Below are 23,639 nucleotides of genomic sequence, written 5' to 3' on the forward strand. Positions count from 1 at the left end.
AACGAAAATGGCCATTCCAAAACTGAACGCCTATGCGCTGCCGACTGCGGCGGATATCCCGGAAAACAAAGTGAGCTGGGCCTTTGAGCCGGAGCGCGCCGCGCTGCTGATCCACGATATGCAGGATTACTTCATCAATTTCTGGGGCGACAACTGCCCGATGATCGACCAGGTGATCGCCAATATTGCGGCGCTGCGCGACTACTGCAAGCAGAACAATATTCCGGTTTACTACACAGCCCAGCCGAAAGAGCAGAGCGACGAGGATCGCGCGCTGCTTAACGATATGTGGGGACCGGGGATCAATAATCATCCCGAACAACAGGGCGTGGTGGCGCAGCTGGCGCCGGATGATCAGGATACCGTGTTGGTGAAGTGGCGTTACAGCGCCTTTATCCGTTCGCCGCTGGAGCAGGCGCTGAAGGAGACCGGGCGCGATCAGCTGATCATCTGCGGCGTCTATGCCCATATCGGCTGTATGACCACCGCTACCGACGCTTTTATGCGCGATATCAAACCCTTTATGGTGGCGGATGCGCTGGCTGATTTCAGCCGTGAAGAGCACCTGATGGCGCTGAAATATACCGCCGGGCGCAGCGGGCGCGTGGTGATGACCGAGGATCTGCTGCCGGTTCCCCAGAGCAAGGAGCAACTGCGCGCCCTGATCCTGCCGCTGCTGGATGAATCCGACGAGCCGGAAGATGACGAAAACCTGATCGACTACGGTCTGGATTCGGTGCGCATGATGGCGCTGGCGGCGCGCTGGCGTAAGGTGCACGGCGATATCGATTTTGTGATGCTCGCCAAAGAGCCGACTCTGGACGCCTGGTGGGCGCTGTTGAGCCGGGAGCCGAAGTCATGAAGGCAGATTTTCACGGCCAGACGGTGTGGGTGACCGGCGCGGGTCGGGGTATTGGCTACAGCACCGCGCTGGCGTTTCATGAAGCCGGTGCCCGGGTAGTGGGCTTCGATCGCGCCTTTGAGCAGGCGGATTACCCTTTTTCCACCGAGCAGGTGGATGTGGCTGACGCCGCACAGGTAGAGCAGGTCTGTCAGCGGCTGTTAAAAGATACCGATCGACTGGATGTTCTGGTGAACGCCGCAGGGATTCTGCGGATGGGCGCTACCGACGAGCTGCCGCTGAATGACTGGCAGGACACCTTTGCGGTAAACGTCGGCGGCGCCTTTAACTTCTTCCGCGCCACTATGGCGCAGTTCCGTGCCCAGCAGGGTGGAGCGCTGGTCACGGTAGCTTCTGACGCGGCCCATACTCCGCGTATCGGCATGTCGGCCTATGGCGCGTCGAAAGCGGCGCTGAAAAGCCTGGCGCTGACCGTGGCGCTGGAGCTGGCTGAATACGGCGTGCGCGGTAACCTGGTGTCGCCGGGTTCGACCGATACCGATATGCAGCGCGGGATGTGGACCACGCCGGACGCCGAACAGAAGCGTATTCAGGGCTATCCCCAGCAGTTTAAGCTGGGCGTACCGCTTGGCAAGATAGCCCGCCCGCAGGAGATAGCTGACACCATCCTGTTCCTTGCCTCTAAGCAGGCCAGCCATATCACGCTACAGGATATTGTGGTGGATGGCGGCTCAACCCTGGGGGCCTGAGATGATCTGGAAACGGGAGATAACGCTGGACGCGCTGAACCAGATGGCCGGACAGACCATGGTAGGGCATCTTGGGATTATTTTTACACACATCGGTGACGACGAACTGGAGGCGGAGATGGAAGTCGATCACCGCACCGTTCAGCCGTTTGGGTTGTTACACGGCGGGGCGTCGGCAGCGCTGGCTGAAACCATGGGCTCGATGGCCGGGTTTCTAACCAGCAAAGAGGGACAGTGCGTGGTTGGCACAGAACTGAGCGCCACTCATCACCGCGCCGTCTCTTCCGGTAAGGTGCGGGGCGTTTGTCGCCCGCTGCACCTCAGCAACAGCAGTCAGTGTTGGGAGATTGCCATCTTCGATGCGCGCGGCAAGCGTAGCTGCACCTGCCGTCTTTCCACGGCGGTTATCGGTTAATTTCACCAGATACGCCTGCTCTCAGGGAGGAGGGCGGGCGTTATTCCTGCAAATATGCATCCTTCCACGGGGCGTTGCATTTTTTCTCTGTCTTAATCGCACCGCTGCATATCCAGGCAACCTGGCGAGACATTATTCGTTATTATCGGCGCGGCGCTTGAGGCTTTTGCCTCATGACGGCTGCAAGGTTTGTTGTGCGGCAGAAAGAAGAAAGCCCCGAGTCATTTTTCAATTAACCCGAGGCTTACCCTATGTCCAAACAGCATCAGAGTAGCCTCTTACCCGCCGAAAGGCAAGGAGAAGAAGGCAATGAAGCTACCACGCGACACCCTAATTTGGTGCGTTTGTATCCTGTGTCTCACACTGTTGATATTTACGTACCTGACCCGGAAATCGCTATGCGAAATTCGATACCGGGATGGGGTTCGGGAGGTGGCGGCTTTCATGGCTTACGAATCCGGTAAGTAGCACCTGGAGGCAGGGGCGACCCTGCCTTTTCAGGGGATGTTGGCTGGCATAGCCACAAGCGTCTTTATAAAGGGCCTCCTGGTTTAACCGGAGGCCCTTTTCCCACATTGAGTGTGCAAGATTCCACCACGCCAGGCCCAGCTTAGTGATCTCGCTAGCAATGTCATGTAAATGCCGGGTAGCCAGGCTGTTTTATCTGGTTTCAACATTGTTAAATCACGCTGCGTGTTATAGATACAAATTGACATACATCTTCCTCTTTTTTGACCAACACAACGGATAAGACAATGAATAATCTAGGGAAATACCTTCTGTGGGGAGGGCTTTCACTGCTGGGGGCTTTTGCGCTCGGCTATATCGCCCTGAATCGCGGGGAGCAGATTAACGCGCTATGGATAGTGGTGGCGGCGGTCTGCGTTTATCTGATCGCTTATCGTTTTTATGGAATCTGGATAGCCAGGCGCGTGCTGTCGGTGGATGCCACCCGAATGACGCCTGCGGTGCGCCATAACGATGGCCTTGACTATGTACCGACCGATAAAAAAGTGCTGTTCGGCCACCATTTTGCCGCTATCGCCGGTGCCGGGCCGCTGGTGGGGCCGGTGCTTGCAGCCCAGATGGGCTACCTGCCGGGGATGATCTGGATCCTGGCCGGTGTGGTCCTGGCTGGTGCGGTGCAGGACTTTATGGTGCTGTTTGTCTCCACTCGCCGCGATGGTCGCTCCCTGGGAGAGCTGGTGAAAGAAGAGATGGGCAAGGTCGCGGGGGTTATCGCGCTGGTCTCCTGCTTTATGATTATGGTGATCATTCTGGCGGTACTGGCGATGATTGTGGTGAAGGCGCTGACCCACAGCCCCTGGGGCACTTATACCGTAGCCTTTACCATTCCGCTGGCGATCTTTATGGGGATCTACACCCGCTATCTGCGCCCCGGTCGCATTGGCGAGGTGTCGATTATCGGTCTGGTGCTGCTGATTTTCGCCATTATCTCTGGCGGTTGGGTAGCCGAGAGCGAATATACCTCCTGGTTTGACTTTACCGGCGTTCAGCTGACCTGGATTCTGGTGGGATACGGCTTTGTGGCGGCGGTACTGCCGGTATGGCTGCTGCTGGCGCCGCGTGACTACCTTTCGACCTTTCTGAAGATTGGCACCATCGTCGGTCTGGCGATCGGCATTCTGATTATGCGCCCGACCCTGACCATGCCGTCGATCACCAAATTTGTTGACGGTACCGGGCCGGTGTGGGCAGGGGATCTGTTCCCGTTCCTGTTTATTACCATTGCCTGCGGCGCGGTTTCCGGCTTCCATGCCCTGATCTCTTCCGGCACCACGCCGAAGATGCTGGCTAACGAAAATCAGGCCTGCCTGATTGGCTATGGCGGTATGCTGATGGAGTCCTTCGTAGCGATTATGGCGCTGGTGGCGGCCTGTATTATCGATCCCGGCGTTTACTTTGCCATGAATAGCCCGATGGCGATGCTGGCACCGGCGGGAACCGTCGATGTAGTGGCTTCTGCGGCTCAGGTGGTGAGTGGTTGGGGCTTTTCGGTGACGCCGGATATTCTGCATCGTATTGCCGAAGAGGTGGGGGAACAGAGCATTATTTCCCGCGCTGGCGGGGCGCCTACCCTGGCGGTAGGCATGGCCTATATTCTGCACGGGGCGCTGGGTGGCCTGATGGATGTCTCCTTCTGGTATCACTTCGCGATTTTGTTTGAGGCGCTGTTTATTCTGACCGCGGTGGATGCCGGTACCCGTGCCGCCCGCTTTATGCTGCAGGATCTGCTGGGAACAATCTCCCCGTCGCTGAAGCGTACCGAATCGCTGCCTGCCAACCTGCTGGCGACCGCGCTGTGCGTGCTGGCCTGGGGTTACTTCCTGCATCAGGGGGTGGTGGATCCGCTGGGCGGCATCAATACCCTGTGGCCGCTGTTTGGTATCGCCAACCAGATGCTGGCGGCGATGGCTCTGCTGCTGTGCGCGGTGGTGCTGTTTAAGATGAAGCGTCAGCGTTATGCCTGGGTGGCGCTGCTACCCACCGCCTGGCTGCTGGTCTGTACCCTGACCGCGGGCTGGCAGAAAGTGTTCAGTACCGATGCCCGGGTCGGTTTCCTGGCGGTGGCCAATAAGTTTCAGGCGATGATCGACAGCGGTAATATCCCGGCCCAGTACACCCAGTCGCAGCTGAGCCAACTGGTGTTTAATAACCGTCTGGACGCCGGTCTGACCCTGTACTTTATGGTGGTGGTCGTGGTGCTGGCGCTATTTTCGCTGAAGTGCGCGCGTCAGGCGTTGAAGAGTGAAAGCCCGACGGCGCGTGAAACGCCGTACCAGCCAATGTCGGAAAATGTCGACCAGATCGTAGCCCAGGCGAAAAACGCGCACTAAATATTGTCAAAGCCTCTCCTTCGTGGGAGGCTGGTTCGTTAGGGTGAGAGCACTTCAGAGCGCTCTGGTGAATCCCCTCACCCCGTCCCTCTCCCCAAAGGGGAGAGGGGGCAGTTAGTCACCCGTTTTTCTCCTCTCCCAAAGGGACGAGGGCAAAGGTCACCGGTTTTTTTCCCCTCTCCCAAAGGGATGAGGGCAAAGCTCCCCGGTTTTTCCCCTCTCCCTCTGGGAGAGGGTGGAATATGGAGGTAACAACAGATGTTTGATTCTCTGGCAAAAGCGGGTAAATACCTCGGTCAGGCGGCAAAGCTGATGGTAGGCGTACCCGACTACGATAATTACGTACAGCATATGCGTCTGAACCACCCGGAGCAGACGCCGATGACCTATGAAGAGTTTTTCCGCGATCGCCAGGACGCGCGATACGGCGGTAAAGGCGGCGCGCGCTGCTGCTGATGTGTCGTTTCTGAAGGACCCTGATATGAATGATGTGGTATCGGTCACCATACTGACCGGCTTTCTCGGCGCAGGTAAAACAACCCTGCTCAACTATTTTCTGACCCACCACGGCGACGCCCCCGTCGCGATACTGGAAAACGAATTCGGCGCCGTCAATATCGACGGCGCGCTACTGCGCGGCGGCGACAGCGTGAATGTGGTGGAACTCTCCAACGGCTGCGTTTGCTGTAGCGTGCGCGGTGAATTCAGCGCCGCCCTGAACGAATTGCTGGATAAGCGCGCCTGGGGCGATATTCAGTTTGATCGGCTGATTGTCGAAACCACCGGGCTCGCCGATCCCGGGCCGGTGATCCAGACCTTCTTTGTCGATGAGCGACTGCGTGAAGCCATGCGGCTGGATGCGGTGATTGCGCTGGCCGATTGCCAGCATGTCCAGCGCCAGCTGGATGAGCATCCGGTGGCGGCGGCCCAGATTGGTTTCGCCGACCGTATTCTGCTGACCAAAGCGGACCTGTGTGACGAGGCGCAGGTCGAGGCGGCGCTGGCGCGTATCCATCGCATTAACAGCAAGGCGGAGATTCTCCACATTACCAACGGCGAATGTCCGGCGGAGCTGTGGCTGGATATCGGCGCTTTTGAACTGAGCGATGCAAATCCGGTCAGCGAAGGGTTTCACATTATTCGCGCCGGTGCCGAACAGCCTCAGCGCTTTATGCCGTTCCGTCAGGCGCCTCAGGGGCAGCGCTCCTGGGATGACGCTATTCAGGCCCATGTGTTCGAAGCCGGAAGGCTGGATCTGAAAAAGATTGGCGCCTTTATGGAGCAGTGCATCGAAACGTACGGCAACGATATGCTGCGTTATAAAGGGGTGCTGGCTATCGCGGATAACTCACAGCGCCTGGTGGTGCAGGGGGTTCACAAGGTGGTGGGCTTCGACTATGGCGCAGAGTGGGAATCGCCAGACGGCGCCTTTTCCCGGTTGGTGATTATCGGCCGCTATCTGCCGGTTGATGAACTGCGCGCCGGGTTTGCGGCGACAGCGGCGTAATAATAATGCGGTCCCGAAGTCAGTCGGGGCCGCGCTCGTCATTAACTGTACTGGCGGATACGGGCAATCAGTTCGTCCACGTTGTCCAGCCTGTCGGCCAGCACAATCAGCGTCCGTCCCAGCGTAATCGCGTGGCTGATACAGGCCAGTCGCATCCGCTCATCCTGAATCCCTTCCAGATCCGCCACGTGAGAAAGCCCCACGCTGCGGCGAATCAGTTCTGTACCGCAAAAACCGATGCAGTCGAACCAGACCTTTTGCAGGAAAGCTTCGGCGTAGCCGGGGCTGGCCAGCGCTGCGTCCCGGCTCTTGTCGTGGGCCAGAGCCAGAAAGCGCTGGTGGAAGCCGAGCCATAGCGCGCGCAGGTCCAGGAGTCGCTGCTCGCGAACGTCCGCCGCTTCACGGATGCCTAACAGCCCCGGCGCACCGCAGTAGTTCAGCAGCAGGTTGCCCATGGCGGTGCCCAAATCAAAGCCTATGGGACCGAAATAGCCGAATTCGGCATCGATGGCTTTCAGGCTGTCGTTGGCCACAAACAGCGAACCGCTGTGAATATCGCCGTGGAGCAGGGCTTCTGCGTGGGTCAGAAAGCGATGCTTAAGACCCGCGACGGCCACTTTCAGCGGCTCATCTTCACGCAGTTGCACTACCTCTGACTCCAGCTGTTCAGGATAGTTATTGCGCGGATGTTCCTGATAAGGATCGTTAAAGAACAGATCCTCGGTGATCTCACACATCGCCGGATTGATAAAGTTGGCCACCTGGCGCTTTTTATCGTGGGGTGGCAGCCAGAAATCGCTGGTGTGAAACAGGGTTTGCGCCAGATATTCCGCCAGTTGATCGATAGCCTGAGGGTAGTGACGGCCCTGAATCAGTTCACCACGCCAGATTTGGTGGTCAGAGAGATCTTCCATCACGATGGTGGCAAGTTCAGGATCGTGGTACAGCACTTTCACGGTATGCCGGGGAGCGTGGCGATAGTGTTCAATTAGGGTCTGGGCTTCAAGCCGCGCCCGATCTGGCGTCAGCGGCCAGGATTCTCCCACGCAGCGCACCCAGGGCAGAGCCTGTTTCACAATAACGCGGCTGATGCCATCACTGTCGAGGATTTTAAATACCAGATTGAGGTTACCGTCGCCTACTTCGCTGGCAGAAACCAGGACCGAAGGATCCGCCAGTCCAGCGTGCTCCCGGGCATAAGCCAGCGCATCTGTGGGGGTAAAGGTGTGATAGTGCGACATGCTTCCAGTCCTCATTCTGTTACCGATACAAAGCCGTTCAGACGTCTATACTTCTGGATTGCATCCTGCCACAATGTGACACATCAACGCAACACGGATTTAACTTTATGCAGACATTACAGACGACCAGCCTGCGGGTGGTGGATAACCGGTTATGGATTCTCGATCAGCAGGCGTTACCTGCCCGCAGCGACTGGCTGGCGGTGGACAGCGTCGATGAGCTGGTGGCCTGTATTCAGGCCCTGAAAGTACGCGGCGCACCGCTGATTGGCCTTTCTGCCAGCCTGCTGCTGGCGCTACTGGCACAGCGTGAGACGCAGCGGGAAGAGCTGGAGAAAGGGCTGGAAACCCTGCGGGCATCAAGACCCACGGCGGTGAATCTGATGAATAATCTGGATCGCATGCGCCTTGCGCTGGCGGCAGATAACTATCGCGATGCGCTGGCGCGTGAAGCTCTGGCGCTGGTGGAAGAAGATCGCCAACTGTGCGATCGCATCGCCAGCGCGGGCAGCGAACTGGTGACGCCGGGCAGTCGGTTGCTGACCCACTGCAATACCGGCGGGTTAGCCACTGCCGGTGTGGGGACCGCTCTTGGGGTTATCACCCACGCCTGGCGCCAGGGCAAGGTTCAGCAGGTGTGGGTGGATGAAACCCGGCCGCTGCTGCAGGGCGGGCGTCTGACCGCCTGGGAACTGGGAGAGTTGGGGGTTCCTTACCGGCTGATTTGCGACTCCATGGCGGCGAGCCTGATGGCGAAAGGGGAGGTGGATGCGGTCTGGGTCGGCGCCGATCGTATTGCCGCTAACGGTGATGTCGCCAATAAGATTGGCACCTACGGACTGGCGGTGCTGGCGCGCTGGCACAAAATTCCTTTCTATGTCGCAGCGCCGCGCACCACGCTCGACCCTGACTGCCAGGACGGCGCCGCCATTCCGGTGGAACAGCGTGCAGCGGCAGAAGTCACCGGCGTGGCGGGCAGTTTTGGTTCGGTTCATTGGGCGCCGGAGCAGGCTGCCGTCTACAACCCGGCCTTTGATGTCACACCGGCGGAGCTGATTAGCGGTTGGGTGCTGGACAGCGGCGTCATCACGCCTCTGGACGTGGCTAACGGCGCGTTGCGCTGAAGCGGAGAGCACGCGACGTTCAGGGCCGAACGTCGCGTTAATGGATTATCCCAGGCGCGGAAAGCGCTCGGCGATGTCGTTGCCGGTAAATTTCGCTATCCAGCCTTCGGGATTATCGAAGATACGAATGGCGGTGAAGTGCGGCTCGGATCCCATATCAAACCAGTGCGGGGTTCCGGCCGGAACCGAGATCAGATCGCCTTTTTCGCACAGTACCTGGTAAATGCGTTGGTCCAGATGCAGGCAGAACAGGCCGCGCCCTTCCACAAAAAAACGCACTTCGTCTTCGCCGTGGGTGTGCTCCTGAAGGAACTTTTCGCGCATTTCCGCTTTTTGAGGATGGTCTGCGCGCATGCTGATGACGTCCCAGCTCTGGTAGCCTTTTTCATCCACCAGCCGGTCAATGGCGTGCTGGTAAGCCGCAAGGGTGCTTTCCGGCGTCGGGGCATCGCCCAGGTCGTGGTCGGCATGCCAGCGTTCGAAGCGCACGCCCTGCTGCGCCAACTGTCCGGCGATGGCCTGGCCTGCTGTACTGTGCCATTCGGGCGTGGTGGCGTTGTGGCTGGCATAGATAGTCAGTGCGCTCATGACATGTTCTCCGGGGAAATCTGGTCGAATCGCTGGACCTGTGGGTGACGGCTTAAAGGATCCTGTTCGCCGCGAATAAGCTGGATGGTATGCCAGCCAGCCTCCTGTGCGGCATCCAGCTCCTGGTGGATATCGGACAGAAACAGAATTTCATCCGGAGCCAGAACAAGCTGTCCGGCGATGGTGCGGTAGGCGTCGGCTTCCCGTTTGGCGCCCACGTGGGTATCGAACCAGACGCTGAAGAACGGGCTGAGATCTCCGGCGCTGCTGTAACCGAACAGTAGCTTCTGGGCCTCTACCGACCCTGAAGAGTAAACCCCCAGGGCGATCCCCTGTGCCTGCCAGCGCATAAGCGCCGGGGGGACATCTTCATAAACGTGGCCTTTAAAATCGCCATTCAGGTAGCCATCGCGCCAGATCATGCCCTGTAGCGCCTTTAAGACCGTGGATTTGCGATCCTGCGCCATAAAGTCTTCCAGAGTGGCGACAAGCTGGTCGGCGCTGGCTTCGGGCTGATTGATTTCCTGCCGCAGGTCGTCGAGCAGCGAACTCACCGGCTCCCGGGACTGCTGCTGGCTGACGAATTCCGCCATACGCTGGCGGGCCATGGGAAACAGGACATCGTGGACGAAACGAATGTCGCTGGTGGTGCCTTCAATATCGGTCACAATGGCGCGAATCATACTCTCTCCAGCAGTCGGCGCTGCATTTCACAGTGGAACAGAAACTCCAGCCCTTCCAGGTGGCGGCGGGCTTCGTCGACGTTGCGGCCCCAGCAGGTGAGGCCGTGACCGCGCAGCAGAAACCCATAGTGCAGGGGATGCTGTTCGCCGTAGCGGCCTATCCGCCCGGCCAGGGCGTCGATATCCTGGTCATTGTCGAACACAGGAATCGCCACGCGCTGCTGGTGACTCTGCTGGCCGCGCAGCGATTTTTGCATTTCATAGCCGGTGAGTTCCATAACCGGTTCACGGATCACCCGCGACAGCACGGTGGCATTAACGGTATGCACGTGGAGTACCGCGCCCGCTTCGGGCCACAGGCGATAGAGCAGGGTGTGCAGGCCGGTTTCCGCCGAGGGGCGGCCGCCGCAGGGGGCGCGATTGGTGGCGATTTCCACCCGCAGGAAGTCGTCGGCGGTCAGGCTGCCTTTGTCCTTACCGGACTGGCTAATCCAGCAGTGTTCGCTGTCTTCGCGCAGTGACATATTACCGCCGGTGGCGGGGGCCCAACCCCGGGCGCCTATCCAGCGGCAGGCATCGACCAGGGCGTTGAGTGGCTGATAAGGCATCGTGGACTCCGTCTCTGTCTGGACGTCTAAGCGTCTTGATTGCCAAATATTAACACCGTGCTATAGTGGCAGCAACATACCTGTTACAAACAGGCCCGTCGAATTGAGCGAAAGGGCAGTATAATGAACAGTATTACCCCTCTTAAACCCCAGAGCCGCCTGCCGGCGCTGGGCACCACAATTTTTACTCAGATGAGCGCGCTGGCGGTTCAGCATCAGGCCATTAATCTTTCCCAGGGATTTCCGGATTTTGACGGACCGCGTTTATTACAGGAACGCCTGGCGCACCACGTGGCGCGCGGCGCCAATCAGTATGCTCCTATGGCTGGCGTTCCGGCGCTGCGCGAAGCGATTGCCGATAAGACCCGGGAGCTTTATGGCTGGCAGCCGGATCCCGACGCCGAAGTCACGGTGACCGCGGGCGCTACCGAAGCGCTATTTGCTTCAATTACCGCGCTGGTGCGCCCCGGAGATGAAGTTATCTGCTTTGATCCCAGTTACGACAGCTACGCGCCAGCAGTCCAGTTAGCCGGAGGCGTTCTGAAACGTCTGCCGCTGGCTCCGCCGCATTTCCGGGTAGACTGGCAGGCGTTTCGCGAACGGGTATCGGAACGTACCCGACTGGTGATTATCAATACCCCACACAACCCGACGGCCACGGTCTGGCGCGAGGAGGATTTCGCGGCGCTGTGGCAGGCTATCGCGCCTTATGAGATCTACGTGCTGAGCGACGAAGTCTATGAGCATATCTGCTTCGATCCCCAGGGCCATACCAGCGTGCTGGGACATGCCTCGCTGCGTCAGCGATCTATCGCCGTTTCATCGTTTGGTAAAACCTTCCATATGACCGGCTGGAAGGTGGGTTACTGCGTGGCGCCGGAAGCACTGAGCGCGGAGGTGCGCAAGGTACATCAGTATCTGACCTTTTCGGTGAATACCCCGGCACAGTTTGCCCTGGTCGATATGCTGCGCGCTGAGCCGGAGCACTATCGCGAACTGCCTGATTTCTATCGCCAGCGGCGCGATGCCTTTGTCCAGGCGCTCGCGCCCGGGCGCCTGGAATTACTACCCTGCGAAGGGACTTACTTCCTGCTGGCGGACTACAGCGCGATTTCAGACAGCGATGACGTGAGCTTCTGCCGCTGGCTGACGACGGAAGTGGGCGTTGCCGCCATTCCGCTCTCGGTATTCTGTGCCGATCCCTTCCCTCACACCCTGATTCGCCTGTGCTTTGCCAAAGCGCCGGAAACACTGAGTGCCGCTGCGGAGCGTCTGGTGAAGCTCTGGCCTGCCCGATAGTGACGCCGTTGACCAAATTGTCAGCGGTTCACAAATTCGAATGAAATGTCATTTCATCTTTTATCGATCGCAGTTTTGTTGTGCTAATGGTTATTGAGTCACCGACCAATAAGCGGGAGCGACAATGAAAATTAAATCTGCGATCGAAAGGATCCCTGGCGGCATGATGCTGGTGCCGTTACTGCTTGGCGCGCTGCTTAACACCATGGCGCCGGGAACCGGGGAGTATTTCGGCTCCTTCACCAAAGGGATGATCGGCGGTACGGTACCGATACTGGCGGTCTGGTTTTTCTGTATTGGCGCTTCCATTGAACTGCGGGCCACCGGTAGGGTGCTGCGCAAATCCGGAACCCTGGTGGTCACCAAGATTGCGACGGCCTGGGGCGTGGCGATGCTCGCCGCCATGGTGATACCGGAGCACGGTATCACCAGCGGTGTCTTTGCCGGGCTATCGGTGCTGGCGATTGTTTCAGCGATGGATATGACCAACGGCGGCCTGTACGCCAGCCTGATGAACCAGTATGGCACCAAAGAGGAGGCTGGCGCTTTCGTGCTGATGTCGCTGGAGTCCGGCCCGCTGATGACCATGGTGATCCTGGGCTCTGCCGGGTTGGCCACCTTTGAGCCTCAGCACTTTATCGGCGCGGTACTGCCGTTCCTGGTGGGCTTTGTGCTGGGCAATCTGGATATCGATCTGCGTGAATTCTTTGGTAAAGCCACCACGACGCTGATTCCGTTTTTCGGCTTTGCGCTGGGGAATACCATCAATCTGGGCGTGATTCTGGATACCGGTCTTCTCGGTGTGTTTCTGGGGGCCGCGGTGATTGTGATTACCGGAATTCCGCTGATACTGGCGGATCGCTTCATCGGTGGCGGAAACGGCACCGCGGGCATTGCCGCTTCGTCGTCGGCGGGGGCGGCAGTGGCGAATCCGGTGATAATCGCTCAGATGAACCCGGCGTTCGCCCCGGTGGCCCAGTCCGCCACAGCGCTGGTGGCCACCAGCGTGATTGTCACGTCGGTACTGGTACCGGTGATTACCGCACTCTATGCGCGCCATATGGGGAGCGGGGCCGTGGTAAAAGGTGGGGTGAAGGTTCACTAATCAAAAAGACGGCATTGCGCCGTCTTTTTCTATCGATGCAGGGAAGCGTTAGCTCCCGATATCGCGCAGCTTCTTGCCGGACATCAGGTTCTTCTCGATGTGCTCCAGGGTGACGTTTTTGGTCTCCGGAATCAGCCAGAAGGTGATGGCGACGAACACCAGGTTCAGGGCGGTATAGAGCCAGAAGGTACCGGCGGCGCCAATGCTGTCCAGCAGCGTCAGGAAGGTGGCGCCGATAATCATGTTGGAGATCCAGTTGGTGGTGGTGGAGCAGGTGACGCCAAAGTCGCGACACTTCAGAGGCTGGATTTCTGAACAGAGGATCCAGACCACCGGCGCGGCGCTCATGGCGTAACCGGCAATGCACATCATGGTCATGCCGACAGAGAGCCAGGAGATGCCGGTAGAGAGGTTACCGTTGTCCACCTGCATCAGGCAGTAGCCCAGAATCAGAGTGCCGATCGCCATCACGGTAAAGCCTATCTTCAGGGCCGGTTTACGGCCGGATTTATCGACGGTGAAGACGGCGATAAAGGTGGCCAGCATAAAGGTCAGTCCCACCACGACGGTGGCGATCATCTGTTCCTGGTGGCTACTGAAACCCGCCATTTCGAAAATCTTCGGCGCGTAATACATGATGATGTTCATCCCGGTGAACTGCTGCATTGCCTGCAGCAACATGCCCAGAAACACTGCGCGACGCACGTTACGGTTCGAGCGGAACAGCGCCCAGCCTCCCTGTTTCACCTTCAGGCTGTCGCGAATCTCTTCCAGCTCTTCGCGGGCTTTTTCCGAGGTATCGCGTAGCATTCTGAGCACCCGTTCCGCCTGGTCTGACTTGCCGTTTGCGGCCAGCCAGCGTGGGCTGTTGGGCAGGAAAACCACCATAGCCAGCAGAACCACCGCTGGCAGAGCCAGCACGCCGAGCATGGCGCGCCAGTTGCCGCTGTAGCTCAGGGCGGTGTCGGACAGGAAGGCGAGCAGGATCCCTAAGGTGACCATCAGCTGGTACATGCTGATCATTTTACCGCGTACGTTTTCCGACGCCATTTCAGACAGATAGAGCGGAGCGGTATAAGAAGCAATACCTACAGCGATACCGAGAACCACACGGGCGATTAGCAGCACTTCAAGATTATGGGCGAAAGCCGACCCCAGTGAGCCGACAATAAACAGAATGGCCCCAGCCAGCAGGCTAAGCTTGCGGCCCAGACGGGCGGAGAGCCAGCCGTTAAACAGTGCGCCGATGGCGGCGCCGAGCATCATGCTGCTGACCACCCACTCCTGCTGATGGCTGTTGAGGGTAAAGTGGTCGGTAATGAAGGGCAGGGCGCCAGCGATAACGCCGATGTCCAGGCCGAACAACAGACCGGCGACGGCGGCAGAAATGGCAACGAACAGGTTCATTCGCCTGGCGCGCCGCTCCTGTGGGGTCTCGAGCCTGGGGGTATCACTCACATACGACATACTTCATCTCCGGGGATTAGGAAAATCTGTTATCCATTACGTTAAGAGATTGTCTGCGTTAGTCGGGAGGGGGAAAACGGCGTAGAGATGGATGATTCTGCTGTCCAATATGATTTTGTGACCCAGGTTTCACTTCTGTATTCATGTGTGCAAAAAATGATGTCAGGTATTGTGGGGTATGGCGGCCCGGTATTCATAAAACCTTTTCAATGGGGTGGTTTATTTGATATGGATGATCGAATAACAGGCAGGTGCTGCATGTTTTGGGGGGGAAGGGGGGCTGTCGGGAAAAGTCGTTATTCAGAATCTGGCGAGCATTAAAAGCAGGAAAATGGCTATTTATGCAGGCTAACTGGCCTATATTGTGCAATTTTTGCGATATAAAATATGAAAGTCCTTGTTTTTTGTCAGGCTATAGCATTCCCCTATCAGATCTATAGACAATACCTTACGGTTTTCACGTTGACCCGTAGCTCTGAGCGGTGGTTAAATCCGGAGGCTGTACTCTGTTTCGCGCCGGGTCAGTAATACACCTGTTGTCGAAGATTCAGACAGGACGGGTGCCAGGGCCACCGCGGGTGGCCCTTTTGCTTTACGCTGGATGGTAAGGCTGCGCGAGCATTCCCTGTCGTCACCAATGAATTACTGACTAGCTGATAGATATCGCTTATCAATTCAATAACACAAACGGATTGGATGAAGCGGCAGAGATTCGATACCTTATACCCCATCGAAACCACGGAGGAAGTAATAGATGTCCTTAATTAATACCAAAATCAAACCTTTTAAAGCACAGGCTTTCAAAAACGGTGAATTCGTAGAAGTTACCGAGAAAGACGTTGAAGGTCGCTGGAGCGTCTTCTTCTTCTACCCGGCTGACTTTACCTTTGTTTGCCCGACCGAGCTGGGTGACCTGGCGGATCACTACGATGAATTCCAGAAGCTGGGCGTGGATATCTACTCCGTATCTACCGACACCCACTTCACCCACAAAGCGTGGCACGAGACTTCCGACACCATCGGTAAGATCAAGTACGCAATGCTGGGCGACCAGACCATGGCGCTGTCCCGTAACTTCGAAATCCTGCGTGAAGACGAAGGTCTGGCCAACCGTGGTACCTTCCTGGTTGACCCGAACGGCATCATCCAGGCTGTTGAAGTGACTGCTGAAGGCATCGGCCGTGACGCTACTGACCTGCTGCGTAAAGTGAAAGCGGCTCAGTACGTTGCTTCCCACCCGGGTGAAGTGTGCCCGGCTAAGTGGAAAGAAGGCGAAGCGACTCTGGCTCCGTCTCTGGACCTGGTGGGTAAAATCTAAACCCCCTTTGTCTCTTAGGCCGCGGGTGCGTCCCGCGGTATAAGCGACCCGCGTCTCTTTCATGCCGCAGGCGCCCTGAATATCGCTACTGGATTATTCACTACGGTGTGAAACGCGCGTACCTATTCTCGCGGGTGCATTTGCACCCGTTTTTCTTGCCAGCACCAGGGAGATACCATGCTCGACACTACGATGAAAACACAGCTCAAGGCCTATCTTGAGAAACTGACAAAGCCTGTTGAGTTGATTGCCACGCTGGATGACAGCGCACGGTCATCGGAAATCAGGGAACTTCTGGCAGAAATCGCTGAGCTGTCAGATAAAGTCTCTTTTACGGAGCGCAACGATCTGCCGGTTCGTAAACCCTCTTTTCTGATTACCAACCCCGGCTCGGAGCAGGGACCGCGTTTTGCGGGTTCGCCGCTCGGCCATGAATTTACCTCACTGGTTCTGGCGCTGCTGTGGACCGGTGGGCATCCGTCTAAAGAGGCGAAAGAGCTGCTGGAGCAGATAGCCGACCTCGACGGTGATTTTGAATTTGAGACTTATTATTCGCTCTCCTGCCACAACTGCCCGGACGTGGTCCAGGCGCTGAACCTGATGGCGGTGCTCAACCCGCGCATCAAACATACGGCCATTGACGGCGGCGCTTATCAGAATGAGATCAGCGAGCGCAACGTGATGGGCGTACCGGCGGTGTTCCTGAACGGTAAAGAGTTCGGTCAGGGGCGTATGACGCTTTCGGAGATCGTCAGCAAGGTGGATACCGGCGCGGAAAAACGCGCGGCGGAGGCCCTGAACCAGCGTGAGGCCTACGATGTGCTGATTGTCGGCTCCGGCCCTGCGGGTGCCGCTGCGGCGATCTATGCAGCCCGTAAAGGGATTCGCACCGGCCTGATGGGCGAGCGTTTCGGCGGTCAGGTTCTGGATACCGTGGACATCGAAAACTACATCTCGGTGCCGAAGACCGAAGGTCAGAAGCTGGCGGGCGCCCTGAAGGCGCACGTTGACGACTACGACGTGGATGTTATCGATACCCAGAGCGCTTCCCGCCTGGTGCCTGCCGCCAACGAAGGCGGACTACACCAGATTGAAACCGCCTCAGGCGCGACGCTGAAGGCGCGCAGCATCATCATCGCCACCGGGGCGAAATGGCGCAATATGAATGTGCCGGGCGAAGATGAGTACCGTACCCGCGGCGTCACCTATTGCCCGCACTGCGACGGCCCGCTGTTTAAAGGCAAACGCGTGGCGGTGATCGGCGGCGGTAACTCCGGCGTGGAAGCGGCTATCGATCTGGCGGGCGTGGTGGATCACGTTACCCTGCTGGAGTTCGCACCGGAAATGAAAGCGGACCAGGTCCTGCAGGATAAAGTTCGCAGCCTGAGCAATGTCGATATTATTCTGAATGCCCAGACCACCGAGGTGAAGGGCGACGGCACTCGCGTGACGGGTCTTGAATATCAGGATCGCGTCTCCGGTGCCACTCATAGCCTTGAACTGGCCGGGATCTTCGTTCAGATTGGCCTGCTGCCGAATACCAACTGGCTGGAAGGCGCCGTAGAGCGCAACCGTATGGGCGAAATCATCGTTGATGCCCGCGGTGAAACCAGCGTGAAGGGGATCTTCGCTGCAGGGGACTGCACCACCGTGCCGTACAAGCAGATCATTATCGCCACCGGCGAAGGGGCGAAAGCGTCACTCAGCGCCTTTGACTACCTGATCCGCACCAAAACGGCATAATAAAAAAGGCCCTCCCATTGGGAGAGGTTCAAAGACACACACAGCAAAAACACCAGAGGCTACCTGCGGGTAGCCTCTTTTTTTTACCTGCATCAAAAGGCTAACGCACCACCAGCACCGGAATACGGGCATAGCGGATAATGCTGGCCGCGTTGGAGCCCAGCAGATGAGTAGTGATAGAGGGATTACGGGAGCCAACGACGATGACATCGGCCTGAAGCTCTTTGGCGGCGGCGTTGACCTCGTCGCGCACGTTACCGAAACGGGTTTCGGTAATGACGCGCTCCGGCGCAATATGGAAGTGGCTGGCCAGGGTTTTAAGCTTATCTTCCGCCTCCTGACGCAGGTGATCCTCAAAGCGGCGCATCTCGGAGGCAAAACCGCGGAACATCATAGCGGAAGCATCCGGCATCACGTGTAGCAGGTGAATCCTGCCATCCTGTTGCGCCAGAAATTCGGCGTGGCGAATGGCCTTATCTGATAAATCCATTTCAAAGACATCAACTGGCATCAGGATCGTCTGGTACATAAAGCAACCTCCATTTAATGATAAGATTTTCCTTAATAAAACACGGGTTTTTAGGTTTTTAGTGGGGCAGTAATAAGAAGTGTGACGCAGGCTGGAGTGGGAGAGTGGAAACTGTGAAGGTTTTCACAGGTCGTTAAACAGAAAGAGGATGCCAGGCATCCTCCAGAACGCGGTTCAGCGATGATACTCCCCGGCGGACTCGGGCTGGTATTGCAGCTCCAGCACTTCCAGATGGGTTTCGATGCCGCCCGGCAGCGCCCAGCGAATATGGTCTCCAACCCGCAGCCCCAGCAGTGCGGCACCCACCGGCGCCAGTACCGAAAGCTGGCTGGCGGTATCGGTCAGGTTAGCCGGATAGACCAGGGTACGCAGGTGCTCTTCACCGCTGTTCAGATTGCGGAATTTCACCCGGCTATTCATGGTAACGACATCGGCCGGTATCTCCTCCGGCTTACACATTTGCGCGCGATCGAGTTCGGCATTGAGCGCTTCGGCGACCGGGAGTTCGGCGAACGCGGGCTGTTCCAGCAGCCGATCAATACGTTCCGCGTCGAGTTCGTTAATGATAATTGCAGGTCGGGACATCACAGACTCCATGTTAATCATCCGGCCCTTTGCCGGATATGAGAGACCCCAAAAGAAAACCCTCACCATCGGAGTGATGAGGGTTGACCTGATGATAATAGCGGTGCCCGTTGTGCGAGTACAGTGAACTGCTTCACACTCGGTGCGGTAGGGCTACAGAATCATGCTGCCCAGCGCTGCCAGCAGGAAGGCAATGCTGCCCAGCAGGGTTTCCATAACGGTCCAGGTTTTAAGAGTGGTCTTCTCGTCCATTTCCAGGAAGCGGCCAACCAGCCAGAAGCCGGAGTCGTTCACGTGGGAAAGTACGGTAGCACCGCCCGCGATAGCGATAACGATAAAGCACAGGTCGAACTCGCTCAGGCCGGTAGCGCTTTGCACCATTGGCGCCACCAGGGCTGCGGTGGTGGTCAGTGCGACCGTCGCAGAGCCCTGCGCCACGCGCAGCGCGGTAGAGATAACAAAGGCCGCCAGAATCACCGGCATGCCGGTATCGGAAAGCACGCCAGCCAGTGCGTCGCCAATGCCGCTGGCGCGCAGTACGCCGCCAAACATACCGCCAGCGCCGGTGACCAGAATGATGCCGCAGATGGGACCAAGGGCGCCGTCACACACTTTTTCAAGATGCTGGCGGCTGTGATCGCGGCTGAAAACCAGCAGGGCGAAGAAGGTGGTGATTAGCAGCGCTACCGGGGTTTTGCCCAGCATACGCAGGAAGTTGACCAGGGTGCTGTCGGCATCGACCCAGCCCAGAACGATGGCGGTACTCAGACCGGTATCGAGGAAAATCAGAACCAGCGGCAGCAGCAGGATCGCCATCACGGTGCCGAAAGAGGGCGGACGATGGTTAGGATCTGCTTCTACTTCGCCCAGGAAGGAAGTGGGAAGCTTGATGTCGAATTTTTTACCGGCGTACAGGCCATACAGGTAGGCGCCGAGATACCAGGTGGGGATGGCAATCACCAGGCCAACCAGCACCAGCAGACCGATGTTAGCGCCCAGCAGTTCGGAAGCGGCAACCGGGCCCGGATGCGGCGGCACCAGGGCGTGCATTACCGCAAAGGCCCCCGCAGCAGGAAGTGCATATTTCAGGGTGGAGCCGCCAAACTGTTTGGCGACGCTGAAGATAATCGGCAGCATCACGACCAGACCGGCGTCGAAGAAGATCGGGAAGCCGAACATTAGCGAGGCGACGCCCAGCGCCAGCGGCGCACGGTGAGAGCCGAATTTATTGATGAGGGTGTCCGCCAGCACTTTCGCGCCGCCGGAGATTTCAAGCATGCGTCCTATCATCGCGCCCAGACCCACCAGCAATGCAACGCCTGCCAGGGTGCTGCCAAAACCGCTTAGCAGCGTGGGGACGATCTTATCGAATGGGACTTTGGTGACCAGCGCAACGATGATACTGACCAGCGTCAGTGCCAGGAAGGCGTGCACCTTAAAGCGCATAATCAGCACCAGCAGCAGGGCAACCGCGCCAGCGGCAATGCCTAACAGCGTTCCGGCACCATAAGCGTATGTCATTTCCGTCATTGTCTGGTTCCTCTACTTATCAATCCAGGGAAGAGGGCGAGCCGCTCTTTCTGATACCGGTAACATGATACTGGTAACATTCACCAGGCTGTTATAGGAATTGACCACGTTATTTACATTTTGAGATGAGGTTCAAACATTGGAAACAAACTCCCCATCCGGGGGATTGACTCAGCGTAGTTACCAGGGAGCCGTTACGTAAAGGTACAGAAGGGAAAAAACGGGATGGCGTGCGTGCTAATTGATTGAATTTCATGATATACATCACAAAAAATGTTTGTTAAATGCGCGATTTTCTAAAAAATGAGGTTCGTATCATTATCTGTGGTTTCCGGCAGCGTTGCTGCCGGGGGAAATGAAGGGCTGCGGTTTACTGACGACGAGCCAGCGGCTGTAACAGCTCACATAATATGGCGCTACGCTGTCGGGGCGTTAGCCATAGCCAGGCCGGAAAACGCCGGGGGAGCGGCTGACGAAGAAACATCGTCTGCATTTCCTGGAGCCATGAGTCGGTTTTGCTCATATTCCATTCCTCTTGCTGGTTTACTTAGCCAGAGTGTGGCGTGGTAAACACGGAACAAAAACGGATGGAATGCTTTTTATTCTTCAGGTTTTATAGGGCCCTGACCCGGATACGACTCAGAAACCGACGGCATCCAGACGGAAGGTTTTTGCGCAGTTACCCGGATGCGCTCCCGGAGTAAAGCTCTGTGAGCTCAGGGGCTGGTTGATGGCTTCCGCCTTCAGGCCGATCTGCATTTCGGCCAGATAAGCCGGATTTCCGTGACAGGTCAGCTTCACCGCTTTCACGCTCTCTTTACCCCAGCTACGCGCCAGCGCTTCGTTAAATGCCTTGCGGCTGACGATCTTTCCGTAATGACCGGCCAGGAAACGTCCGAAGGCGCTGTCGCGCACCTCCTGATTCAGGCGCACCATGGTGCCGAAATAAGCATTGGGATTAAATCCAAAGCAGGCGCCGTGCTTGGCGAATTCATAGCGTTCCAGACAGGAACTGCCGCCAGCGCCGGGCATCACTTCGCCCAGCTTCTGCGCCATGGTGTCGCTCAGGTCAACCCCTGGGGCGGCGCATTTCCGTGAAGCGCGAGCTTCTGGCATATTGGGAATCGGGCGGGTGGCGCAACCGTAACGCATCCAGCGCCGCTCATCCACGCCGCGTGCCGCGATGGAACGCGGCAGACCGGGCCATAGCCCATGTACCGTCAGCATCTGTGCGCCGTTTTCCGGGGAGTCCTGCTCCCGGCATTCGGCGGGAAGTTTGCGATTGCGTTCATGCATGCTCTGACAGAAGCCGCTCTGCCAGGAGAGCGCCAGCACGTAGCGGTCAAAGTCGTCATACTGCGTTGCCTTCAATGGTTCGGCATGGGCATAACCGCTGGCAAGCGTGCCAGTCAGCAGCGCGTAAGCTATCCAGTTTTTCATGTGATTTCCGATGGTTCGCGTTATATCCGCGTTATTTAACCACAAAAAGGGGACCCGCAGGTCCCCTTCGCGTGTGAGTGTGCCCGCGTCAGCTGGCAGGCATCAATACTTCAGTGGCGATAATCACTACCAGCAGGCCGACCAGTACTGGCACCGAGGTGCGTTTAACCACTTCGAACGGCGAGATCTTCGCCATGCCTGCTACCGCGACGACCACGCCGGAAACCGGAGAGATGGTCCGCCCGAGGTTAGAGGCCTGCAGCATCGGAATCACCAGGTACCCCGGATTCACGCCCGACTGAGCGGCCAGTTTAGGGATCAGCTCTGCGAAAGCATAAAAAGGGGCATTACCGGAACCCGTGGTCATCGCCGCCAGCATGGTCAGAATCACCAGTACCAGCATCAGGACGATACTGGCGGAACCAAAGGAGGTTGCGATAGAGATCAGGCTCTGGATAAAACCGATGGCGCTTAGCCCCTGGGCAAAGACCCCGGCGGCGACCAGCAGCATGACCACGGTCGCGAAAGCGTCCGCCATACCGCGCCAGGCAACCTCCAGCCCTTCAAATACGCTGCGGGTATTAAAGCTGCGCAGGAATTCGATGATGGCCGTTAGCAGAATACACATCACCAGCAGCGTAATAATATGCAGCTGCGGGCCCCATTTCCCGTCGAAAATCAGTACCGCAATGACCGGGGAGAAGGGCAGGATGGCGTAAAAAGCAGGAACTTTGGTCTGGATTTCGCTGACGTCCAACATTTCGGTGTTGATATGCTCTTTTTTATCCAGCCAGCGCTGCCAGAAATAGTGTGCGATGCCCATGCAGACAATGGCGGCGATGGAGATCGGCAGAGTGGTTTTAAAGGCGAAATCGACCAGAGGCATATCGGCAACCCTGGCGGCCAGAACTACATCGCCAGAGGTGGGGGACAGAATAATCGCTGCCGGTGAGGCGCAGATAGCGGCGGCTGCGCCGCGGCTGATGCCGACGTTGACCATGACCGGAAACAGGGTTGCCATCAGTAGCACCCCCAGCCCGGTGGCGGAGGAGACCGCCAGTGACATCAGGCAGGCAAGGAAGTAAGCCACCACCATCAGCAGATGGGGCGAGTTGATGTACTGTAACGGGCGGGAAGCCAGCTTTACCACCATATCGTTAGCGCCGATATGAGTCATATAGGCCGCAAAACCGCACAGCATCATGATCATCATACCGAGATCGCCACCGCGGCTCATCAGCAGGACTTTGACATATTCCAGAATATCCGTGGCGCTGTAGCCGGTGCTTTGGGTACCGGCAGGCAGAACCGGATGGCCCATAATGGCGCTGGCGATTAGCAGTATCAGGCCACCGAGCAGCAATACGCCAGTGGCGGAATAACCTTTTATGATGTACCAGGCCACGCCGATAATAACCGCGGCTCCAAATAACAGCTCAAATATCGTTAACATAATTTTCCCAGCGGGCCGGTATTAATCCGGCGTGACATATTAGCGGTGAAAACAAATACCTATAGCAGGCGCTGAGACAAGCTTCAGGCCTGATAGTCAATGTTCTGGGGCTGAATGACGCACGCGCACGGCGAGCGCAAGTCTAAAGATAGCCATTTTGACGGTAGCTGGGGGAAATACAAAATAAATTCCTGGCATTTTTCACACAGAGTGAGCCAGCGCAATAACTGGCGGAGAGAATGTAAAAAAACTGTGAGTTATTGCTTAATAATCAGTCAGTTTATGGACAAAGAAAAGCCAGATGATGCCAGGCTTATAGTCGCCTGAGCCATCCGGGGAAGGCGATTCTGTTTATGAAGTGAATGAATATCGCCTGTTTTTCTGAGCATTTCCCCAGAGATTATTAGGATATGTCCTGAATAGCGGGTCTTTTCATAGACGCTATGGCGGCCTGGCAAATAAAATAATGGATAGCCCTGGTGACAGGCATTTAGCTTTCATTCAGCTAGACTTGCTTATCATGTCACCGATCTCT

Annotated in this window: 23 protein-coding genes and 1 pseudogene; 13 read left to right on the forward strand and 11 right to left on the reverse strand. The window is 57.3% G+C overall.

Going from position 1 to position 23,639, the window contains the following annotated elements; all coding sequences use genetic code 11:
• Positions 1–7: 7 nt before the first annotated feature.
• The 8 genes and pseudogenes from SCU88_RS07330 (at position 8) to SCU88_RS07365 (ending at position 6,391) form a co-directional block, all read left to right on the forward strand.
• Positions 8–862: an isochorismatase family protein gene (locus SCU88_RS07330; protein WP_175339641.1), complete on the forward strand. Its 855-nt coding sequence runs from the start codon at positions 8–10 to the stop codon at positions 860–862.
• The gene (dhbA, locus tag SCU88_RS07335; RefSeq protein WP_175339642.1) at positions 859–1,611 is read left to right on the forward strand and encodes a 2,3-dihydro-2,3-dihydroxybenzoate dehydrogenase; all 753 of its coding nucleotides are present in this window, start codon (positions 859–861) and stop codon (positions 1,609–1,611) included. The genes SCU88_RS07330 and dhbA overlap by 4 nt, the downstream gene beginning before the upstream one ends.
• Before the next feature lies 1 nt (position 1,612).
• Positions 1,613–2,026: a proofreading thioesterase EntH gene (gene entH / locus SCU88_RS07340; RefSeq protein ID WP_175339643.1), complete on the forward strand. Its 414-nt coding sequence runs from the start codon at positions 1,613–1,615 to the stop codon at positions 2,024–2,026.
• A gap of 251 nt (positions 2,027–2,277) precedes the next feature.
• A pseudogene (locus SCU88_RS07345) lies at positions 2,278–2,427 on the forward strand (DUF5431 family protein); the annotation flags it as partial.
• Entirely contained in the window at positions 2,375–2,494 is a 120-nt protein-coding gene (locus SCU88_RS07350; RefSeq protein ID WP_431810157.1) for a type I toxin-antitoxin system Hok family toxin, read from the forward strand. The pseudogene SCU88_RS07345 and the gene SCU88_RS07350, both read left to right, overlap by 53 nt.
• 287 nt (positions 2,495–2,781) lie before the next feature.
• Complete coding sequence (gene cstA / locus SCU88_RS07355; RefSeq protein WP_175339645.1) at positions 2,782–4,884, forward strand: pyruvate/proton symporter CstA; 2,103 nt, start codon at positions 2,782–2,784, stop codon at positions 4,882–4,884.
• 258 nt (positions 4,885–5,142) lie between these two features.
• On the forward strand, positions 5,143–5,340 hold the full coding sequence (locus tag SCU88_RS07360) for a YbdD/YjiX family protein (RefSeq protein WP_138096372.1): 198 nt from the start codon (positions 5,143–5,145) through the stop codon (positions 5,338–5,340).
• A gap of 25 nt (positions 5,341–5,365) precedes the next feature.
• Positions 5,366–6,391, forward strand: coding sequence for a GTP-binding protein (locus tag SCU88_RS07365; protein WP_175339646.1), 1,026 nt, complete (start codon positions 5,366–5,368; stop codon positions 6,389–6,391).
• 41 nt (positions 6,392–6,432) lie between these two features.
• Here the strand turns inward: SCU88_RS07365 and mtnK are convergent, their stop codons facing one another.
• On the reverse strand, positions 6,433–7,632 hold the full coding sequence (gene mtnK, locus SCU88_RS07370; RefSeq protein WP_175339647.1) for an S-methyl-5-thioribose kinase: 1,200 nt from the start codon (positions 7,630–7,632) through the stop codon (positions 6,433–6,435).
• Between the two features lie 107 nt (positions 7,633–7,739).
• Between mtnK and mtnA the strand changes: the two genes are divergently transcribed.
• Positions 7,740–8,756 (forward strand): S-methyl-5-thioribose-1-phosphate isomerase, encoded by a 1,017-nt coding sequence (gene mtnA / locus SCU88_RS07375; RefSeq protein WP_175339648.1) that lies wholly within the window; start codon positions 7,740–7,742, stop codon positions 8,754–8,756.
• A gap of 45 nt (positions 8,757–8,801) precedes the next feature.
• Here mtnA and SCU88_RS07380 read toward each other — a convergent pair whose 3' ends face one another.
• From SCU88_RS07380 to SCU88_RS07390, 3 genes are read right to left on the reverse strand one after another with little or no spacing between them, the layout of a single operon-like run.
• On the reverse strand, positions 8,802–9,344 hold the full coding sequence (locus SCU88_RS07380) for a cupin domain-containing protein (RefSeq protein ID WP_175339649.1): 543 nt from the start codon (positions 9,342–9,344) through the stop codon (positions 8,802–8,804).
• Positions 9,341–10,027 (reverse strand): acireductone synthase, encoded by a 687-nt coding sequence (gene mtnC, locus SCU88_RS07385; protein ID WP_175339650.1) that lies wholly within the window; start codon positions 10,025–10,027, stop codon positions 9,341–9,343. The genes SCU88_RS07380 and mtnC overlap by 4 nt, the downstream gene beginning before the upstream one ends.
• Complete coding sequence (locus tag SCU88_RS07390; protein ID WP_175339651.1) at positions 10,024–10,635, reverse strand: methylthioribulose 1-phosphate dehydratase; 612 nt, start codon at positions 10,633–10,635, stop codon at positions 10,024–10,026. The genes mtnC and SCU88_RS07390 overlap by 4 nt, the downstream gene beginning before the upstream one ends.
• A 123-nt stretch (positions 10,636–10,758) precedes the next feature.
• Between SCU88_RS07390 and SCU88_RS07395 the strand changes: the two genes are divergently transcribed.
• Together SCU88_RS07395 and kdgT are read left to right on the forward strand one after the other, a co-directional pair.
• Positions 10,759–11,934 (forward strand): methionine aminotransferase, encoded by a 1,176-nt coding sequence (locus SCU88_RS07395; RefSeq protein ID WP_175339652.1) that lies wholly within the window; start codon positions 10,759–10,761, stop codon positions 11,932–11,934.
• A gap of 124 nt (positions 11,935–12,058) precedes the next feature.
• Positions 12,059–13,039 carry a 2-keto-3-deoxygluconate transporter gene (gene kdgT, locus SCU88_RS07400; protein WP_175339653.1) on the forward strand — a complete coding sequence of 327 codons (981 nt, stop codon included), beginning with the start codon at positions 12,059–12,061 and terminating at the stop codon, positions 13,037–13,039.
• A 48-nt stretch (positions 13,040–13,087) separates the two neighbouring features.
• Here the strand turns inward: kdgT and SCU88_RS07405 are convergent, their stop codons facing one another.
• Positions 13,088–14,506: a sugar porter family MFS transporter gene (locus tag SCU88_RS07405; protein ID WP_175339654.1), complete on the reverse strand. Its 1,419-nt coding sequence runs from the start codon at positions 14,504–14,506 to the stop codon at positions 13,088–13,090.
• 754 nt (positions 14,507–15,260) lie between these two features.
• On the opposite strand from SCU88_RS07405, the gene ahpC reads away from it, so the two are divergent.
• Positions 15,261–15,824: an alkyl hydroperoxide reductase subunit C gene (gene ahpC / locus SCU88_RS07410; protein ID WP_138096382.1), complete on the forward strand. Its 564-nt coding sequence runs from the start codon at positions 15,261–15,263 to the stop codon at positions 15,822–15,824.
• A gap of 177 nt (positions 15,825–16,001) precedes the next feature.
• A complete protein-coding gene (ahpF, locus tag SCU88_RS07415; RefSeq protein ID WP_175339656.1) occupies positions 16,002–17,567 on the forward strand; it encodes an alkyl hydroperoxide reductase subunit F in 1,566 nt (521 codons plus the stop codon).
• A gap of 100 nt (positions 17,568–17,667) precedes the next feature.
• Here ahpF and uspG read toward each other — a convergent pair whose 3' ends face one another.
• The 6 genes from uspG to dcuC form a co-directional block, all read right to left on the reverse strand.
• Positions 17,668–18,096 carry a universal stress protein UspG gene (gene uspG / locus SCU88_RS07420; RefSeq protein ID WP_138096384.1) on the reverse strand — a complete coding sequence of 143 codons (429 nt, stop codon included), beginning with the start codon at positions 18,094–18,096 and terminating at the stop codon, positions 17,668–17,670.
• A gap of 174 nt (positions 18,097–18,270) precedes the next feature.
• On the reverse strand, positions 18,271–18,681 hold the full coding sequence (rnk, locus tag SCU88_RS07425; protein WP_138096385.1) for a nucleoside diphosphate kinase regulator: 411 nt from the start codon (positions 18,679–18,681) through the stop codon (positions 18,271–18,273).
• A gap of 153 nt (positions 18,682–18,834) precedes the next feature.
• On the reverse strand, positions 18,835–20,211 hold the full coding sequence (locus SCU88_RS07430) for a GntP family permease (RefSeq protein WP_138096386.1): 1,377 nt from the start codon (positions 20,209–20,211) through the stop codon (positions 18,835–18,837).
• Positions 20,212–20,581: 370 nt separating this feature from the next.
• Entirely contained in the window at positions 20,582–20,734 is a 153-nt protein-coding gene (locus tag SCU88_RS07435) for a hypothetical protein (RefSeq protein ID WP_168198798.1), read from the reverse strand.
• 116 nt (positions 20,735–20,850) lie between these two features.
• The gene (rna, locus tag SCU88_RS07440; RefSeq protein WP_175339657.1) at positions 20,851–21,651 is read right to left on the reverse strand and encodes a ribonuclease I; all 801 of its coding nucleotides are present in this window, start codon (positions 21,649–21,651) and stop codon (positions 20,851–20,853) included.
• A gap of 88 nt (positions 21,652–21,739) precedes the next feature.
• Positions 21,740–23,104, reverse strand: a complete 1,365-nt coding sequence (gene dcuC / locus SCU88_RS07445; protein ID WP_138096388.1) for an anaerobic C4-dicarboxylate transporter DcuC — start codon at positions 23,102–23,104, stop codon at positions 21,740–21,742.
• Positions 23,105–23,639 lie beyond the last annotated feature (535 nt).

The organism is Jejuibacter sp. L23, assembly GCF_050815825.1.
Lineage (GTDB): Bacteria > Pseudomonadota > Gammaproteobacteria > Enterobacterales > Enterobacteriaceae > Jejubacter > Jejubacter calystegiae.